Below are 16906 nucleotides of genomic sequence, written 5' to 3' on the forward strand. Positions count from 1 at the left end.
CTCACGGAACCAGGGCAGGGCACAGGGCCTGGCGGCTCAGTGCACGACGACGGGGATCTTCACCGCGTCCTCGGACTGATCACCCGAGCCCGCCACCACACCGCCGCCGGGGCGCCCGGTGTTGATGAAGGTGACCGCGATCGCGGCGGAGACCGCCAGGATGCCGACCGCCCACCAGATCGCGGCCGCGTAGCCCTCGACCATGCCCTGGAGCTGGAGCAGCTTCTGGGCGGCGGGGGTGGTCGCGGCGGCCGCGTGGTCGGTGAGGTACGCGGTGGTCGCCGACGCGGCGATCGTGTTCAGCAGGGCCGTCCCGATCGCGCCGCCGACCTGCTGCGAGGTGTTCACCATCGCGGAGGCGACACCGGCGTCCTGCGGGTCCACGCCGTGCGTGGACAGCGACATCGCCGGCATGAACGCCGTACCCATGCCCAGGCCGAGCAGCAGCTGCGCCGGCAGGATCAGGCCGGTGTACGAGGAGCCGACCTCCAGCTGCGTCAGCAGCAGCATGCCGACCGCGGCGGTCAGGAAGCCGGGGCCCATGAGCCAGCGGGGCGGGACGCGGGTCATCAGCCGTGTGCCGATCTGGGTGGAGCCCACGATCATGCCCGCGATCATCGGCAGGAAGGCGAAGCCCGTCTTGACCGGCGAGTACCCCTTCACGACCTGGAGGTAGTACGTCAGGAAGAGGAACAGGCCGAACATCGCGATGATCGCGAGACCCAGGGAGAGGTAGACGCCGCCGCGGTTGCGGTCGGTGAGCACGCGCAGCGGCAGCAGCGGCGACCTGACCTTCGCCTCGGTGACGACGAACCCGGCGAGCAGCACGACCGACGCGACGAAGAGCCCGATCGTCATCCGGTCCGACCAGCCGTCGGACTCGGCGCGGGTGAAGCCGTAGACCAGCGCGACCAGACCGAGGGTGGAGAGGACCACGCCGGGGATGTCGAGCGGGGCGCGGTTGCGGCCGCCGGCCGGCTCACGGATCACGAAGTACGCGCCGAGGGCGGCGACCACGGCGAAGGGGATGTTGACGAAGAAGGTCCAGCGCCAGTCCATGTACTCGGTGAGGACACCTCCGAGGATCAGACCGACGGCGCCACCGCCACCGGCGATCGCGCCGTAGATGCCGAACGCCTTGGCCCGCTCACGCGCGTCGGTGAACATGACGGCGAGCAGGGAGAGCGCGGCCGGGGCGAGCAGCGCGCCGAAGGCGCCCTGGAGGGCGCGGGCACCGAGCATCGTCGCCTCGCCGGTGGCGGCACCGCCGAGCGCGGACGCGGCGGCGAAGCCGATCAGACCGACCACGAAGGTGCGCTTACGGCCCCAGAGGTCGGCTATCCGGCCGCCGAAGAGCAGCAGCCCGCCGAAGGCGAGTGCGTAGGCGGTGATGACCCACTGCCGGTTGCCGTCGGAGATCCCGAGGTCCTGCTGGGCGGAGGGCAGCGCGATGTTCACGATCGTCGCGTCGAGCACGACCATCAGCTGGGCGAGGGCGATGAAGACGAGCGCTTTCCAGCGACTCGGGTCGGCGACGGGGGTCGCGGCGATTTTTGACATGGGGGTAGCCACCTAGCGGTACGGAGTGGGGAAAAACGGGCGTACGGAAAAGAGGGCGGAGGTCGGCGGTATGGGTCGGCCGGACGTGACGGAGGGCCGAGACAGAGGCCGTATCAAGGACTGAGAGGACTAAGGGGACTATGAGGGCTGCCGCAGGTCTTCCAAGGTCGCGGCGGTGCCCGGGAGTACGGACCGGGCCGGCGTTTCGAGCCCGTCCAGGAAGAGCTGGAGATGCCGGTGGACGAAGCGGTCCATGACGAGGCAGCCGGTGCCCGGCAGCGGGCGGGTCAGCTGCGAGAGGGCCACGAGCAGATCCCCCACGGCGACGTCGGCGCGGAGTCGGCCCGCCTGCTGCGCCCGGTCGAAGAGGCCCTGGACGGCCTCCTCCAACCGCGCGCGTTCGACGAGGAGTTCCGGGTGGTCGAGGTCGAAGACGCCGGCGAGCATCGGGCACAGGGCGCCGATCCGCTCGTCGGCCGCTCCATGGGCGAAGCGGCGCACCGCGTCAAAGGTGTCGGACTCCTCCTCCGCCGCCTCGCGCGCCAGCTCGGTGGTGCGGGACATCACCGAGAGGACGACCTCGTGGACGAGGGCGGCTCGCTCGGGGAAGTGGCGGTAGAGGGTGGCGTTGCCGACCCCGGCCCGGCGGGCGATCTCGTCGAAGGGCACGTCGGGGCCGAACTCGACGAACATCTCCCGCGCCGCGCCGACGATCCGCTCCCGGTTGCGCAGGGCGTCCGCCCTCGGCCGGGGAACGCGCCGGGCGCCGCACACGCCGTTCGCCGTCTCGCCCACGATTCCGCCTTTCCGAAGCCATCCGCCCCTGCCGGGGCCCCCAACCGGGGAGTATTTCCCCGTTTCCCGGGGACACAGGTGTAAACGGGGACTCCCTCCCCGGTTATTTCCAGAACTGGACGTGACCTGAATCACTCCCCCGCAGCGAGGAAAGCCCACGATCGGGCCACCCGGCGCGCGCGCCCGCACCACCCGGCACAGGGTGATCCCAGTGAGCGCAGTCCGGACCCGGCCGGCTGCCGCGGACCGAAGGCGACCGCATGCAGCCACCTCGCCGCCGGATACGCAGACCCCTCGCGATCGGCGCCGCCACCGCCCTGGCGATCGCCGCGCTGGCCACCGCCAGCACCTTCCCCGGGCCCACCAAGGCCTCGGCCGGGCCGACCTCGTCCCCCTCGGGCCACACCTCGCTCGGCCCCTGCCGGATCGCCCCCACCCTCGGCGTGCAGATGTCGGAAGGGATCCCCACACCCCCCGGCTACACCCGATCCACCGGCAGCATCCGGGCCCTCAACCTCATGGTCGACTTCCCCGACGCCCCGGGCGAGGGCACCGCGATGGGGCGGTTCGACGAATTCTTCCCACAGACCACCGAGTGGTTCCGGACCAGCTCGTACGGCCGGCTCAGCTACCTCCCCGAGGCGCCCCTGCGGGACTGGCTGCGGATGCCGATGCCGTTCGCCGCGTACGGCATAGAGCGCGGCTCACCGTACGAACCGGGCTACCGCAGGCTCGTCCAGGACCTGGTCAAGGCCGCCGACCCGAAAGTGGACTTCAGCGCGTACGACCTGGTCAACGTGCTGGTCACCCCCAACGCCGGCCCCTCGGCGCTGGACACCGTGCTGTCCGTGACCTTCTCCGGCAACGACGACGCCCCCTACGCGGACGGGGTGCCGCTCGCCAACACCTCGTTCGTCTACAGCCGCCAGGACGACGGCTCCGGCTCGTACGCGGAGACCGGATACCGCGTCCTGCCGCACGAGAACGGCCATGTCTTCGGGCTGCCCGACCTCTACACCATGGACGGCGGCGGGACCGTCGGGCACTGGGACATCATGTCCGAGGACTGGGGGGCCAACAACGATCTGCTCGGCTGGCACAAGTGGAAGCTCGGCTGGATCGACGACGAGCAGGTGAGCTGCGCGGCCGAGTCCGGCGTCAGCGAGCACACCCTCACCCCGCTCGCCGAGAAGGGCGGCCCCAAGCTGGCGGTCGTCCCGCTGTCGGACCGGGCCGGGTACGCGGTCGAGGTCCGCACCCGGGACGGCAACGACGAGGCGGTGTGCGAGCCCGGGGTCCTGATCTACCGCGTGGAGTCCGACGTGGACACCGGCCACGGGCCGATCACCGTCTCGGACAGCGACGTCGACAGCGGCGGCTGCACCCGCCGCCCCAACATCCACGCGGAGCTGTCGGACGCGGCCTACCAGCCGGGCGAGACCTTCACCGACCGGGAGAACGGCATCCGGATCGCGGTCCTGGACGGGGACGGCTCGGGCCGCTACCGGGTCCGGGTCACCCGGATCTGACCGGGCCGGACACCTCGCCCTCGCCGACCAGACTGTCGCGCAGCTCCCGCTTGAGGATCTTCCCGGTGAGGTTCCGGGGCAGCGGCTCCTCCTGCACACGGACCTGGGCGGGCACCTTGAACGCGGCGAGCCGCTCCCCCACGTGCGCCCGCAGCTCCGGCACGCCGGCCCGCGCGCCCGGCCGCAGCCGCACGACGGCGGCGACCTCCTCGCCGAGGACGGGGTGCGGCACACCGAGCACCGCCGCGTCGACGACGTCCGGGTGGTCGTGCAGGGCGGCCTCGACCTCGACGCAGTACACGTTCTCGCCGCCGCGGATCACCATGTCCTTGATCCGGTCGACGACGCTGACCCGCCCGTCGACGAGGGTGGCGAGGTCACCGGTACGGAACCAGCCGTCGTCGGTGAAGGCCCGCCGGGTCGCCTCCTCATCACGCCAGTAGCCCCGCACCAGCGACTGGCCGCGCAGCAGCAGCTCTCCGACCTCGCCGTCGGCGCCGCCGCCGGGAGCGTCGATCCGGAGCTCGGTGACGGGCGTGGGGCGTCCGGCGCTGCCGGGGTGGTCGCGGTACTCCTGCCCGAAGTTGGCCGTCACGCCGCCGCAGGTCTCCGTAAGGCCGTAGCCGTTTCGCGGCTCGACCCGGTCACCGAAGAGCCGGGTGACCTGCGCGACGAGCCGGGCGGGGGCGGGGGCGCCGCCGGTGTTGAGGTGGCTGAGGGTCTCCAGCCGCTCCCCGCGCGCCTCGACGGTGTCGAGCAGCTGAAGGGCGGTGGTGGGCACTCCGGCGTAGTGCGTGACGCCGTGCTTCCTGATCAGCTCGACGGCCTCCTCCGCATCCCATTTGCGCATCAGGACGAGGCTGCCGCCGGCCGCCATCACGGCGTAGAAGGAGGTGAAGGCGGCGACGTGGAAGAAGGGGAACGTCGTCAGGGAGACCGGGTCGGGACCGAGGCCCGGCACCTTCCCGCGCCGCAGCGCGGACACGGCGGCCTGGAAACGCGGGTTCATCGCGGCCCCGGCCTGCGCGAGATGGGTGGCGACGGCGCCCTTGGGCCGGCCGGTCGTGCCGGAGGTGTAGATGATCGTGGCGTCGTCCTCGGGCCGTACGTCCACATCGGGCGGCCCGAGGGCGGGATCGGCCGGCCCCAGCTCGTCGTACGCCTCGAACCCGGGCTCGGCCTCCCCGTGGAAGACGACGCCGGGGACCTCGGCCCGCGCCGCCCAGCGCCGTACGCGCGCCACCCGCTCCCCGTCGACGAGGAGGATCCCGGGCCGGCAGTCGTCGAGGGCGTAACAGAACTCGTCCTCGGCCCACCAGGCGTTGAGCGGCACCGCCACCAGGCCCGCCAGCTGGGCCGCCCAGAAGGCGATCTGCCACTCGGGGTGGTTGCGCATCGCGACGACGGCCCGGTCGCCCGGGCGCAGCCCGTGGACCTCGGCGAACCTGCGGGCGAGCGCACAGGCCCGGGCGAAGAAGTCGCCGTAGCTCATGGTCCCGTCCCGCGAGACGAGGAAGGGCCGCTCGCCGTACGCCCAGGTCGCCTCCACGAACTCGCGCAGCGTGCGCGGCCCCTCGGCATAGACGCCGTCCGTGACGGCGAAGGGCGCGCCGGGCGCGGTCAGCTTCCGAACGATCTCCACGGCCCCCACCTTTCCGCGGCGACGCTATGCGCCCGCCCTGCCCCCGTCAAGATCGGTGTACGGACCATCGAGCGCCGCGGACGGGCACGGCCCACGGGTCAGAACATGCCGTGGTCGTGGGCGGTCGTCTCCGGGATCGGCTGGATGACGTCCCAGTGCTCGACGATCCTGCCGTCCTCCACCCGGAAGAGGTCGTAGAAGACGCTCGGGGCCGGGCCGACCGCCCCGTCGGCGAGGGTCAGGACGAAGTTGCCCTGCGCGACGGTCTTGTGCAGCGCGCGGTAGGCGATCCGCTGCCCGCGCCCGGCGAACGTGACGAGCCCGGCCCGCAGCCCCTCGAGGCCGTCGCCGAAGTGGGGATCGTGCTGGTGGTACCGGTGGGCGTCGATGAACTCGGTGACGTCCCGGCCGCCGCCCATGAGCACCCCCTCCACGAAGCCGGTCACCAGCGCCCGGTTGGCCTCCGTCCGGTCCAGGTCGACGACCTCGGTGGGCCCGTCGGTCTCGCTCCGGCCGCTGACGCTCTCCCCTGTGAGCGGCTGCAGGGCGTCCCAGTGCTCGGCGATCCGCCCGTCCTCCACCCGGAACACGTCGAACGCGACCATGGGGCCGGGCCCGAACCCTTCGTACGTGACGTGGAGGGCGACATGATCCCCGTCCTCCAGGACCCGGTGCACCTCGTACCGGAAGTCGTCTCCCAGCATCCCGAGCATCGCCCTGAGCCCCTGGCGCCCGTCCGCGACGGTCGGATCGTGCTGGACGAACCCCTCCGAGAACCACTTGTCGACGACCCGCGCGTCCAGCGCCCCGAACAGCTCACCCCCGGCGGCGAGCACGATCTCCTTGGCGCTGCGACCGGCCCCGGACCCCGGGCTGCTGCTCATACGACGACTCCTCCACCACGGTCACCGGGCCGCCCACCTGGCCACCCACCGGATCGTTCCCCCACCCCCGCCCCGACGCGGACCGACGAACCCTCACGACACCCGGTCGGCCCAGGGACGCCATCCGCTACGCTAGTCGCGCCGCCTTCGTAGCTCAGGGGATAGAGCACCGCTCTCCTAAAGCGGGTGTCGCAGGTTCGAATCCTGCCGGGGGCACCATGCATCACACCGCCGACCTGGGGGCTCCTCCCCAGGGAGGCACCCCGCTCGGCCTCGGACTCCTCGTCCGGGGCCGTTCTGCGTGAGCCGACGGGGCAGTGTTTTTCCGGAAAACGGCTCCGTGATCGGTGAGTTTTCGGGGCCCCGCATCAAAAAATTACGTGACACGCGGTGAGGGTGTCTCACTCAAGTGGCACAGTCGGATTTCTCTTCCCAGCGGGGCCGAACCCACCGTGCTACTGTCGACGCGGTTGCAGTTGTGGTTCCCAAAAACGTATTTCCGGATTAATTCTCCGGGCGGGGCAATCATCGCGGCGACACGGAGCCCGCACAGTGTGGGCTCCGGGCATTGCCCCCAGAAGGAGATTTGACATGGCATCCGGCACCGTGAAGTGGTTCAACGCGGAAAAGGGCTTCGGCTTCATCGAGCAGGACGGCGGCGGCCCCGACGTCTTCGCCCACTACTCGAACATCGCCGCTCAGGGCTTCCGTGAGCTGCTCGAAGGCCAGAAGGTGACCTTCGACATCGCGCAGGGCCAGAAGGGCCCGACGGCGGAGAACATCGTCGCCGCCTGACGCTGACGCGTAAAAGAGCCGGGACCGCACCGAAAAGTGCGGGCCCGGCTTTTTCGTGTGCGTCAGCCGGTCAGCGGAGTTCCTCCGGGCAGGTCGTGCCGCGCGGGAAGATCTTGTACGGGGCCGCGAGCCGGTAGACGCCCGCCTTCGGCGCCAGGAGCTCGGTCCACTCGTCGCCTTCCGCGTCCTCCTCGGCCTTCAGCAGACAGCCGTGCTCGTTGGTGAAGGACTTCGGCAGCTCGTCGTCCGTGCGGGCCTTCGACTCCTCAGTCTCCTGCGGGGGTTCCAGCTTCTTGCCGTTCTCGTCGACCAGGGCGAGCCACGGGGAGTACGGCACACGGATCAGGATCCGGCCCGGCGCGTCCAGGCGGAGCGTGACCTCGTTCGCACCCGCCCGGTCCACCTTGGCCGGCGGCGCCGCGAGCGGGGTGGGGTCGGCGACCTCGAACAGCCGCCAGTTGGCGTCCGACCAGATCTGCCGCAGATACGGCAGGCCCTCCGCGACGAGCTTCGCCTCCTGCTCGGCGCCCGAGTCCGGGGCGCCCGTCGGCAGCACGACGTAGTGCACGGCCCAGCGGGCCAGCCACTCCTGGTAGGCGGCGGCGCTGAGCGTGTCGTCGTAGAAGACCGGGTTGCGCTCCATGTCCGCCTGCCGGTTCCAGCCGCGGGCGAGGTTGATGTACGGGGCCAGGGCCGAGGCCTCGCGGTGGCTGCGCGCCGGGACCACCTCCACCCGCGCCTTCTCCGCGCCGCGCACCTGGAGCTGGTTGATCAGCGGCGCCGCCTCACGCGCCCAGGACGCGTCCGGCGCGGTCCGCACCACGTCGTCGACGCTCTTGAAGCCGATCCAGAAGGTGAGCCCGGCGAAGGCCAGCACCAGCGCGTACCACCTGCGCGAGCGCGGCACGGCGTACGGCAGGGCGGCGAGCAGCACCACGCCCGCGAACAGCATCGCCATCCGCGACACGTTCGACCCGATCTGCGAGTCGACCACCCAGGTCAGCAGGGTGCCGGCCGCGTAGACGGCCGCGGCGGTGCGGACCGTATGCCACTGCTTGGGCACGAGCACGGCGACCAGCACGCCGAAGACGAACGGCAGGCTCGTCGACATCAGCGACATCGGCTGCGTCCCGGAGAAGGGGAACAGCCACGCCGAGAGCGCCACCACCACGACCGGGGCCAGCCCGAGCGCGTACGCCCCCGGGCGCCGCTTGTGCAGGAACAGCGCGGCGGCGACCACCCCGAGGAACAGCCCCGCGACCGGGCTCGCGGCCGTGGCCAGACCGGCAAGCGGCGCGGCGACGGCGGCCTTCGCCCAGCGCTTGTGCCGCCAGCGGTAGGGCCAGCAGAACACGGCGGCGACGGCGCCCAGCGCGAACATCATGCCCAGGCCGAAGGTGACCCGACCGGACAGCGCGTTGCACAGCAGCGCGAACACCCCGGCGAGCGCGCAGGCCAGCGGATTGCGGACGGCCCGCACCCGGACCAGGATCAGCGCCACCAGCCCGGCCGAGACCGTGCCGGCGACCATCATCGTCGTGCGGACACCGAGGACGGACATCACGTACGGCGACACCACGCTGTACGAGACCGGGTGCATGCCGCCATACCAGGCGAGGTTGTACGCCGAGTCGGGGTGCCGGCCGACGAACTCCGCCCAGGCGTCCTGGGCGGCGAGGTCACCGCCGCTGTTGGCGAAGACGTAGAACCACAGGACGTGCGTCAGCGCGGCGGCCGCGGTCGCGACGGCGACCGGGAAGCGACGGCGCCGGTGGAACGGCCTCGGGCGGGCCGCCGGACGGGGGCCCTGGCCGCGCGGCGCCGGGTTCCTGGGGGCCGGAAGCTGTATTCGCGGCGGGGCCGGCGCCCGGCCCTGGCCCCCTCCCGGCTCGGCGCGTGGCGGGTCAACAGTCGTCACTGCGGCTCTCTCCGTGTAGTCCCCGACCCCTGCGCTGCACCCCTCGCACCCCCGTCGCCGGCCCGGAATCAACAAACGCCGGAAGCAGGAAACGCTAACAGCTGGGCGCCCCGGTGACCGGGGCGCCCAGCCGCGTCAGCCGAGGCGCGTCAGCTTCTTGCCGAAGCCGGGCTCGACCAGATCGCTCTTGAGGGCGACCGGCGAGCTGACCTTGCCGGTCCCCGTGCCGATCGAGATCTCCCCGATCACCGTGCCGGCCTTGGCCTCGTGCGGGACGGCCTTGCCGCCGTTGTCCAGCGTCAGCTCCACCTTCAGACCGGGCCAGCCGACGGCCTTGACGTCCTTGGTGGCGATGACCGGGGTCAGCCCACCCATGCCGTCGTCGATGTGACCGACGACCTGACCCTTCTTCACCACGGAGGCGGAGGTGACGTCCTTCTGGGCCGTCTGGATCAGCTTGAGGCTGTTGTCGATGGCCAGCTGGAGCTTCTCGTGCAGGACGCCGGCGTTCTGGGCGCCCATCACGACGCCGAGGATCCGGCGCTTCTTGCCGTCGACGACCGTGTCGGCGGCCCAGAGGAGATTGCCGCCGGCCGGGGTGGACGAGCCGGTCTTGATGCCGCTGACACCCGGCTCCAGCAGGATGTTGTTGTTGTTCTCGATCTGGGTGTCGATGCCGGGGACCCGGAGGTTCGGCATGTTCACGATCTCCCGGAACACGTCGTACTGCATGACCGCCTTGCCCAGCTTCAGCTGGTCCTGCGGGGTGGAGACGGTCGTCTTCTCCAGACCGCTGGGGTCCGTGTACGTCGAGCCGGTCATACCCAGCTCCTTGGCGGCCGCGTTCATCTTCTCGACGAACTTCGCCTCGCTGCCGGCGTCCCAGCGGGCAAGGAGACGGGCCACGTTGTTGCCGGACGGGATCATCAGCAGCTGGAGGAGCTGCTTCTGGGTGTACTTCTGCCCCTCCTTGATCGGGGCCGTCGACTCCGAGGGGCGCTTGGCCTCGTCACCGGCCTTGGCGTCGACCTCGATCTCGGGACCGGACGCCTTCCCCTTGATCGGGTGGTCGCGCAGGATCACGTACGCCGTCATGGTCTTGGCGACGCTGGCGATCGGCGCGGGCTTCTGGGCGCCGTACGTGCCCATGCTGCCGACGCCCTCGACCTCGACCGCGCCCTGGCCCTCGTCCGGCCACGGCATCTTCAGCTCGCCGCCCCCGAAGGTGAACGTGGGGGCGGCGGTGAGGGTCAGCTTGGGGACGGGCAGCGGCCGGACGGCCTGTGCGACCGCGAACACGATCAGCAGCAGGACGACGAGGGGCGTCCAGATCTTGAACCGCCGCACCACGGTCCGGATCGGGGTCTGCGGCGGGGGCGGGGTGTTGGTCAGCTCGGCCAGCAGGTCGAGCGGCGGCTGCGGCGGCAGCGGCTGCTGCTTGGTCCGCTCGGCCTCACTGAGCGAGGCGGGTACGCGGGCCGCGGGCGCCGCGGGGGCCTCCGCGGGTGCCGGCGCCGAGATCCGTACGGGGGACGGGCCGGCGGGCGGCTTGGGAGCGGGCGGCTTGGGGGCATCGTCCGTCCGCAGCGGGACGAACGTGCTGGGGCGGGGCTCGGCGGGGGTCTTGCGGGCCGCCGCCTCGTCCGGCGTGACGATCTTGAGCGCGGTGGTCGGCTGGTCGACGACGGGCGGCTTGATCGCCTTGAAGACGGTGGTGGGCTGGTCGACCGGCTCGTCGTCGGCCGCTCGCTTCTCGCTCGGCTTCTCGCTCGGCTTCTCGTTCGACTTCTGGGGCGTCTCGTCCTTGGCGGGAGCCTTCGGCTCGGCCTTGGGCTTGTCCTTCGCGGCCCAGGAGGGTGCGTCAGGACCCTTGGCGGGGGCCGGGACGGCCGCGACGGGCGTCTCGACCGTCACAGAGGACTCAGGCGCCTCGCCGGCCTCCGAAGACCCCTCGGACTGCTCGGGCTCCTCGGCCTCCTCGGTGACGGCACGATCCTGCACTGCCTCACCAGCGCTTTCACCGGCGGGCTCGGCGGGCTCGGCGGCATCGGCAGGCTCGCCGGCCTTGTCCTCCGCCGTCTTCACCCACGCGGCGACCGCCTGGCGCAGCCGTGTGTCACCTTCGGCGGCGGCCTCCGGCTTGTCGTCGCCCCTGGTCTGGGTCTCGGGCTCAGCTTCGACCTCGACCTCGGGCTCGGCCTTGGCCGCCGGCTCGGACTCCGGCTCCGGCTCCGGTGCGCGCGGGGCCACCGCCTTGAAGACGGCCGTGGGCTGGTCGACCTGAACCGCGGTCGTGGACACGGCCGGGGAGGAATTTGAGTCGCGGAACACCGAGACCCGCGGGTCCCGTCCGCCCGGAGTCGTCTCCCCCGACGACTTCTGCTGCTCCGACTTGTCGGGGGACTCGCCCGCCACCGTGCCTCCTTCATGCGTCATCAATTCGCTGCGGCCGGAGTCGACTCCGGCCGCGCTGTCCGAACCATCTCTCAGTGTCCTGTGTGAGCGCTTGGCCCCCGTGCTAGACGAGAACGACATAGCTGACGGTTCCCGTACAAAGCACCCAGGCGCTCTCGACAGACCAATGTGAGAGGGGTCACCCTGTCATTCATCCACGCGGGGAGGCATGGATGGGCAGGAGCCGCAGAACAATTCCGGAGGAGCTTCTGCTGCTCGCTCTGGACCCGGCCACGGGTACCACAGCGCAGCCGCAGTCGCTCGACCTCGGCCTGGCCGGAGCACAGCTAGTGGAGCTGGCTCTGGCAGGACGGATAGCCCCTGACGGGGATCGTATCGCCGTGGTGATGCCACGGCCGACCGGAGATCCGACTCTGGACTCCGCACTGGAACTGCTGCGCAGGCGCGGCAGCCCGGTACGGGCCGTCCACTGGATCGGTGGACCCCGACTGGGGCTCCGCCAGATTTACCTCGCTCATCTGGAGCGGTGCGGCATGGTGCATGCCGTGGCGGGCCAGATGTGCGGAGTGCTGCCGACGACTCGCTACCAGGCGACGGACACGGCCATCAGCCGGGACATCAGGGCCCGGCTGGACAGTGCGATCCGCACCGGCGTACCGCCGGACCCGCGGACCGCGGCGCTCGCCGCGCTGGCCCACGCGGTCGGTCTCGGCAAGCACCTGTATCCCGGGAACGAGGGACGCTCGTCGCGCTCCCGCCTCCGGGATCTGATCAGGCACGACCCCATGGGCGGTCTCGTGGCGCACGCCGTGATGGACGTCCAGAACGGTGTGGCCGCGCAGCCGCGCCGTAACCAGGCTTCGACCGGTAGCCGTCAGGCGGCCGTGCCGATGCCGTCCCAGTCGCGTCACGGCTCGATGGCCCGGGTCGCCGCGCACTGACAGCACCACACACCCCAGCAAGCCGGCACACCGCACCGCCGTACCGTCCGTCGTCCCCAAGACCCGGTCCGGAAGCCGCACAGGCGCGCGGGGCAGCCACACAGGCTGCCCCGCGCGCCCGCGCGTGTGGCCATTTCCCAGCGCGCCCCACACCTTTGGTGGCAGTCTGCTGAGACGTAGATACGCAGAGCTACGCCAGTGTCAGCAGTAGCCAGCAGCCGGAGGTGCAGTTTCCGTGGCGTCCAATGTCAATCCCACCGTCAGGCGACGCCGTTTGGGCCAGGAGTTGCGCCGGCTTCGCGAGCTCAAGGGCATGACGGCGGAGGAGGTGGCCGAGCGTCTGCTGGTCTCCCAGTCGAAGATCAGCCGCCTGGAGAACGGCCGCCGCTCCATCAGCCAGCGCGACGTACGCGATCTGTGCGGGGTGTACGACGTCGAGGACCACCGCATCGTCGATTCGCTGATGCAGATGGCGAAGGACTCCCGCCAGCAGGGCTGGTGGCACGCCTTCGGCGACATCCCGTACAGCGTCTACATCGGCCTGGAGACGGACGCGGCCTCCCTGCGGGTGTACGAGCCGCAGATCGTGCCCGGCCTGCTCCAGACCCGGCGCTACTCGGAAGCCCTCATCAGCGGCGCGTTGCCGGAGACCTCGCCCGGCGACATCGAGAAACGGGTGAACGTACGGGCCCGCCGCCAGGAGCGGATCAAGGACGGTGAGGCCCCGCTGCGGCTCTGGGCGGTGATCGACGAGGGCGCGCTGCGCCGGATCGTCGGCGACAAGCAGCTGATGATCGAGCAGCTCGACCATCTCATCGAGCAGTCCCACGAGCCCCATGTGACCGTGCAGGTGCTGCCGTTCGACATGGGCGCGCATCCGGGCATCAGCGGGCACTACGCGATCCTGGAGTTCCCGGACGCCTCGGACTCCAGCGTCGTCTACATCGAGGGCGTGACGAGCGACCTCTATCTGGAGAAGGCGAACGACGTGCAGAAGTACAGCGTGATGTACGAGCACCTGCGCGCCCAGGCCCTGAACGCGGACCAGACGCGGCGGTTCATCTCCGAGATCGCCAAGGACTTCGCCCGCTGAAAAGCCCGTATCGTACACCCTCACCCCGGCTCGGCGGAAGGCACACAGCGAATGTGCCATCCGGTCGAGTGAACGCCTGGCCCGCGCACCGAAGTCGACCAGTAGCGTCGATCACGCCAACTTGGCGCGACACCACCGGCAGAAATCGGAGCGAAGATCATGGCGATCATTCAGGGCGCGACGGACCACTGGACCAAGTCCTCCTACTCCGGGGGCAACGGCGCGTGCGTCGAGGTCAAGTCCCCCGTCGTCGCGGCGATCGACGTCCGCGACTCGAAGGCGCCGGAGGGCCCGTCGCTCACTTTCGGACACGGCACGTGGAACGCGTTCGTGACCGAAGTGAGCACGGGCACCCTCTGAGTCGCCGCTTCACCCGCACCACACGGAGCCCTCTCGACCGGTCCGCCGTCCTGGCCGAGGGGGCTCGGCTATGCCCGCAGACGGTCGACGTGGCGGTCCGTGCCCGGCACCGTCGGGATGAACGGCGCCACCAGTTCCACCCGGCCGCGCTCCCCCACGGACAGGCCCGTGAAGCGCGCCTCCCAGCAGGCGCGCGGATCGCTCTCCAGGAACCAGAGCAGGGTGAGCCGGGTGTCCACCCCCTCCACCTGCTTCACATAGGTCATCCGGTCGCCGGGCAGCGGGGTCGGGCGGAAGAGGGTCACCATCGCGGCCGGTGAGCCGGCCAGCAGCCGCGGCAGCTCGTGCGAGCGCAGCCACTCCAGGAGCTCCGCCCGCCGCCCGGCGTCCTCCGCGTCGACGACCTGGAGGACCAGGCCCGCGTACGGATGGTCCAGCGCGTGGATGTCGCGGGGACCGGCCGCGCCGTCGCGGTAGACGGTGGCCTCGTGGTCCTGGAAGGCGGTGAAGACATGGGTACGGGCCTGGTGGACCCGGCCGTCGCGGTTGAGGCGCTTGTTGATGCCGACGGTCCACTTCATGTGCTCGTCGTAGCGGCCCTCGGTGATCCAGTACGTGGAGAGGTAGCAGCCGGCGGTGACCGGCTGGGCGATGGCGGACTTCTCGGGGTAGCGCAGCTCCTGGAGGTCGCGGGTGGCGACCCAGCGGCGGCCGGCGAACATCCAGGGCATGGCCATCGCGCCCGCGTAGTAGTGGTCGTCCTCGTACCAGCGGTTGTAGGCGTACTCCTGGCCCGGATGCGGTTCGACCATGGTGATCAGGGCGTGGCCGGGGCGGACCCCGTACGGGCCGACCGCCGCCAGCTCCGCGTACACCTCACTGCGCGTGTCCTCGGTCATGGCCGCTCATTCCCTTCCCATGTGGGTGACGGAGACCTACTCTGACGGGCCGTCAGATAGTTGGCCAGAGTCGGGAGGCGCCGGGATGCCGCTGCAGGGGAAGACCGTCGTCGTGTCGGGGGTCGGCGCCGGGCTCGGCCATCAGGTCGCGGCGACGGTGGTGCGGGACGGGGGCAACGCGGTCCTCGGCGCGCGTACCGAGGCCAATCTCGTGAAGGCCGCCCACGAGATCGACCCGGAGGGGCGCCGCACGGCCCATCTGGCCACCGACATCACGGACGAGGGGCAGTGCGCGGCGCTGGCCGCGCTCGCCGTCGAACGGTTCGGCGGGATCGACGCGGTGGTCCATGTCGCCGCCTGGGACTCGTACTTCGGGGGGATCGAGGACGCGGACCTCGCCACCTGGCAGGGGGTGCTCGACGTCAACCTGCTGGGGACGCTGCGGATGACCCGGGCCTGTCTGCCGGCGCTCAAGGAGCGGGGCGGTTCGGTGGTCATCATCGGCACGCAGTCGGCGGTGGCCGCGCCCTCGCAGGTACGGCAGGCGGCGTACGCGGCGTCGAAGGGCGCGCTGACCTCTGCGATGTACTCGATGGCCCGGGAGTTCGGCTCCCACCGGATCCGGGTCAACACCGTGCTCCCGGGCTGGATGTGGGGACCGCCGGTCCAGGCGTACGTACGGTTCACCGCGCACACCGAGGGTGTCCCGGAGGCGGAGGTGCTGGGGCGGCTCACCGAGCGGATGGCCCTGCCGGAGCTGGCGACCGACGGGGACGTGGCGGAGGCGGCGGCCTTCCTCGCCTCGGACCGGGCCCGCGCGATCACGGGCCAGTCGCTGCTGGTGAACGCCGGAGAGCTGATGCGCTGATTCTCCGGCGGCCACTGGTGTTCTCCTAGAACACCTCCTTCATGAGCCTCTGCGTCGCCTCCTGGAACGGCACGGCCAGGGACAGCGCGGCGTCGTCGACATAGTTCACCGCGGCGGTCAGGGTCTTGCTGCCGTCGGGCGTGCTGTACATCAGCGCCGCGTGGCCTGCCATGCCGCCGTTGTGCGTGATGACGGTGGAGCCGTTCTCACCGACGGCCTGCACCATCACCCCCAGGCCGTAACCGGCCTTGGGATGCGGCGTGCACATCTCGGCCAGCAGCGGGGCCGGCAGGAGCTTGCCCCCCATCAGCCCGGAGATGAACGTGTGGAGGTCCCGCGTAGTCGAGATCATGTCGCCGCCGGTGGCGATCCAGGAGGGGTTCTGGCGGGTGACGTCGACCGTCTCCTCCCGGCCGGCGGCCTCGTACCGGTAGTAGGCGTGGGCGTGCGGCTCGGGGACTTCCTGCCGGGTCTCCGGCATCATGGTGCCCGACAGCTCGAGGGGCCCCAGGATCAGCCGCCGCATCTCCTCGGCGAGCGAGTGACCGGTGACCTTCTCGATGAGCAGCCTGGCCAGCACGTAGTTGGTGTTGGAGTAGCTCCAGTCGCTCCCCGGCTCGAACCGCGCCGGCTTGGACAGCGCCAGCCGTACCAGCTCCTCCGGCCGGTAGGTCCTGAACCGGTTGTCCACCCACTCCCGGCCCGAGGTCGTGGCGGGGATCCCCGGCGCGAACGTCCCGTCGTCGTAGTACTCGCCGGTGAAGTTGAACACCCCACTGGTGTGCTGGAGCAGCATCCGCACCGTGGTCTTCGGGTCCAGCTCGAACTCGGGCAGGTGGCCGGCCACCGGATCGTCCAGCGTGAACGCGCCCTCGTCCACCAGCTGCAGCGCCACGGTCGCGGCGAAGGTTTTGGTGACGCTGCCTATCCGGACGTGCCCGTTCATCGGCGGCTTGGCGGTCTCGCCCAGCTTGCGCACACCGGCGCTGCCGACCCACTCGCCCCGCTCGTCGTGCACGCGCAGCTGCACGCCGGTGAAACCGGACTCGACGATCTCCTCGATGGCCTTCTGCAATTCCGGGCGGTCCTGCTGGGACATGGCTTGCACTCCTTGTGGGTTGAGGGGCTCGTCAGAGGCTGCGGGCGGTGATGTTGCCGTAGGAGGTGGTGGCGTTGATGTTGAGGGCGGCGTTGGTGCCGTGGGTGT

Annotated in this window: 14 protein-coding genes and 1 tRNA gene; 7 read left to right on the forward strand and 8 right to left on the reverse strand. The window is 70.9% G+C overall.

What is annotated here, in order from left to right:
• Window positions 1-36 precede the first annotated feature (36 nt).
• Window positions 37-1560 carry an MFS transporter gene (locus IEZ01_RS31660; RefSeq protein ID WP_019887132.1) on the reverse strand — a complete coding sequence of 508 codons (1524 nt, stop codon included), beginning with the start codon at window positions 1558-1560 and terminating at the stop codon, window positions 37-39.
• A 138-nt stretch (window positions 1561-1698) separates the two neighbouring features.
• Entirely contained in the window at window positions 1699-2355 is a 657-nt protein-coding gene (locus IEZ01_RS31665; RefSeq protein ID WP_189205162.1) for a TetR/AcrR family transcriptional regulator, read from the reverse strand.
• Between the two features lie 260 nt (window positions 2356-2615).
• Here IEZ01_RS31665 and IEZ01_RS31670 point away from each other — a divergent pair, with 260 nt between their 5' ends.
• Entirely contained in the window at window positions 2616-3884 is a 1269-nt protein-coding gene (locus IEZ01_RS31670; RefSeq protein ID WP_189205164.1) for a M6 family metalloprotease domain-containing protein, read from the forward strand.
• Here IEZ01_RS31670 and IEZ01_RS31675 read toward each other — a convergent pair.
• Both IEZ01_RS31675 and IEZ01_RS31680 read right to left on the reverse strand, forming a co-directional pair.
• Complete coding sequence (locus IEZ01_RS31675) at window positions 3871-5526, reverse strand: class I adenylate-forming enzyme family protein (RefSeq protein WP_189205166.1); 1656 nt, start codon at window positions 5524-5526, stop codon at window positions 3871-3873. The genes IEZ01_RS31670 and IEZ01_RS31675 overlap by 14 nt on opposite strands.
• 98 nt (window positions 5527-5624) lie before the next feature.
• Window positions 5625-6410, reverse strand: a complete 786-nt coding sequence (locus tag IEZ01_RS31680) for a nuclear transport factor 2 family protein (RefSeq protein ID WP_019887136.1) — start codon at window positions 6408-6410, stop codon at window positions 5625-5627.
• 143 nt (window positions 6411-6553) lie between these two features.
• On the opposite strand from IEZ01_RS31680, the gene IEZ01_RS31685 reads away from it, so the two are divergent.
• Window positions 6554-6629, forward strand: a tRNA-Arg gene (locus IEZ01_RS31685).
• Window positions 6630-7001: 372 nt separating this feature from the next.
• On the forward strand, window positions 7002-7205 hold the full coding sequence (locus tag IEZ01_RS31690) for a cold-shock protein (RefSeq protein ID WP_019887138.1): 204 nt from the start codon (window positions 7002-7004) through the stop codon (window positions 7203-7205).
• Between the two features lie 70 nt (window positions 7206-7275).
• Here IEZ01_RS31690 and IEZ01_RS31695 read toward each other — a convergent pair whose 3' ends face one another.
• Window positions 7276-9123, reverse strand: coding sequence for a DUF8823 domain-containing protein (locus tag IEZ01_RS31695; RefSeq protein ID WP_019887141.1), 1848 nt, complete (start codon window positions 9121-9123; stop codon window positions 7276-7278).
• A gap of 135 nt (window positions 9124-9258) precedes the next feature.
• Window positions 9259-11538, reverse strand: coding sequence for a D-alanyl-D-alanine carboxypeptidase family protein (locus IEZ01_RS31700; protein WP_189205168.1), 2280 nt, complete (start codon window positions 11536-11538; stop codon window positions 9259-9261).
• Between the two features lie 212 nt (window positions 11539-11750).
• Between IEZ01_RS31700 and IEZ01_RS31705 the strand changes: the two genes are divergently transcribed.
• From IEZ01_RS31705 to IEZ01_RS31715, 3 genes are all read left to right on the forward strand, one after another.
• Window positions 11751-12479 (forward strand): GOLPH3/VPS74 family protein, encoded by a 729-nt coding sequence (locus IEZ01_RS31705; protein ID WP_028797642.1) that lies wholly within the window; start codon window positions 11751-11753, stop codon window positions 12477-12479.
• A 235-nt stretch (window positions 12480-12714) separates the two neighbouring features.
• Window positions 12715-13572, forward strand: coding sequence for a helix-turn-helix domain-containing protein (locus IEZ01_RS31710; protein ID WP_028797643.1), 858 nt, complete (start codon window positions 12715-12717; stop codon window positions 13570-13572).
• Window positions 13573-13731: 159 nt separating this feature from the next.
• Window positions 13732-13932, forward strand: a complete 201-nt coding sequence (locus IEZ01_RS31715; RefSeq protein WP_019887145.1) for a DUF397 domain-containing protein — start codon at window positions 13732-13734, stop codon at window positions 13930-13932.
• Between the two features lie 68 nt (window positions 13933-14000).
• Here IEZ01_RS31715 and IEZ01_RS31720 read toward each other — a convergent pair whose 3' ends face one another.
• Complete coding sequence (locus IEZ01_RS31720) at window positions 14001-14831, reverse strand: hypothetical protein (protein WP_019887146.1); 831 nt, start codon at window positions 14829-14831, stop codon at window positions 14001-14003.
• Between the two features lie 85 nt (window positions 14832-14916).
• Between IEZ01_RS31720 and IEZ01_RS31725 the strand changes: the two genes are divergently transcribed.
• Window positions 14917-15699, forward strand: coding sequence for an SDR family oxidoreductase (locus IEZ01_RS31725; RefSeq protein ID WP_019887147.1), 783 nt, complete (start codon window positions 14917-14919; stop codon window positions 15697-15699).
• 25 nt (window positions 15700-15724) lie between these two features.
• Here the strand turns inward: IEZ01_RS31725 and IEZ01_RS31730 are convergent, their stop codons facing one another.
• Window positions 15725-16798: a serine hydrolase domain-containing protein gene (locus tag IEZ01_RS31730; protein ID WP_019887148.1), complete on the reverse strand. Its 1074-nt coding sequence runs from the start codon at window positions 16796-16798 to the stop codon at window positions 15725-15727.
• Between the last annotated feature and the right edge of the window lie 108 nt (window positions 16799-16906).

The organism is Streptomyces purpureus (assembly GCF_014648195.1).
GTDB classification, from domain to species: Bacteria; Actinomycetota; Actinomycetes; order Streptomycetales; family Streptomycetaceae; genus Streptomyces; species Streptomyces purpureus.

Coding starts and splice junctions, on each gene's coding strand:
- IEZ01_RS31660 (WP_019887132.1), bottom strand. CDS start 1,560: ATGTCAAAAATCGCCGCGACCCCCGTCGCCGACCCGAGTCGCTGGAAA.
- IEZ01_RS31670 (WP_189205164.1), top strand. CDS start 2,616: ATGCAGCCACCTCGCCGCCGGATACGCAGACCCCTCGCGATCGGCGCC.
- IEZ01_RS31680 (WP_019887136.1), bottom strand. CDS start 6,410: ATGAGCAGCAGCCCGGGGTCCGGGGCCGGTCGCAGCGCCAAGGAGATC.
- IEZ01_RS31690 (WP_019887138.1), top strand. CDS start 7,002: ATGGCATCCGGCACCGTGAAGTGGTTCAACGCGGAAAAGGGCTTCGGC.
- IEZ01_RS31705 (WP_028797642.1), top strand. CDS start 11,751: ATGGGCAGGAGCCGCAGAACAATTCCGGAGGAGCTTCTGCTGCTCGCT.
- IEZ01_RS31715 (WP_019887145.1), top strand. CDS start 13,732: ATGGCGATCATTCAGGGCGCGACGGACCACTGGACCAAGTCCTCCTAC.
- IEZ01_RS31720 (WP_019887146.1), bottom strand. CDS start 14,831: ATGACCGAGGACACGCGCAGTGAGGTGTACGCGGAGCTGGCGGCGGTC.
- IEZ01_RS31725 (WP_019887147.1), top strand. CDS start 14,917: ATGCCGCTGCAGGGGAAGACCGTCGTCGTGTCGGGGGTCGGCGCCGGG.
- IEZ01_RS31730 (WP_019887148.1), bottom strand. CDS start 16,798: ATGTCCCAGCAGGACCGCCCGGAATTGCAGAAGGCCATCGAGGAGATC.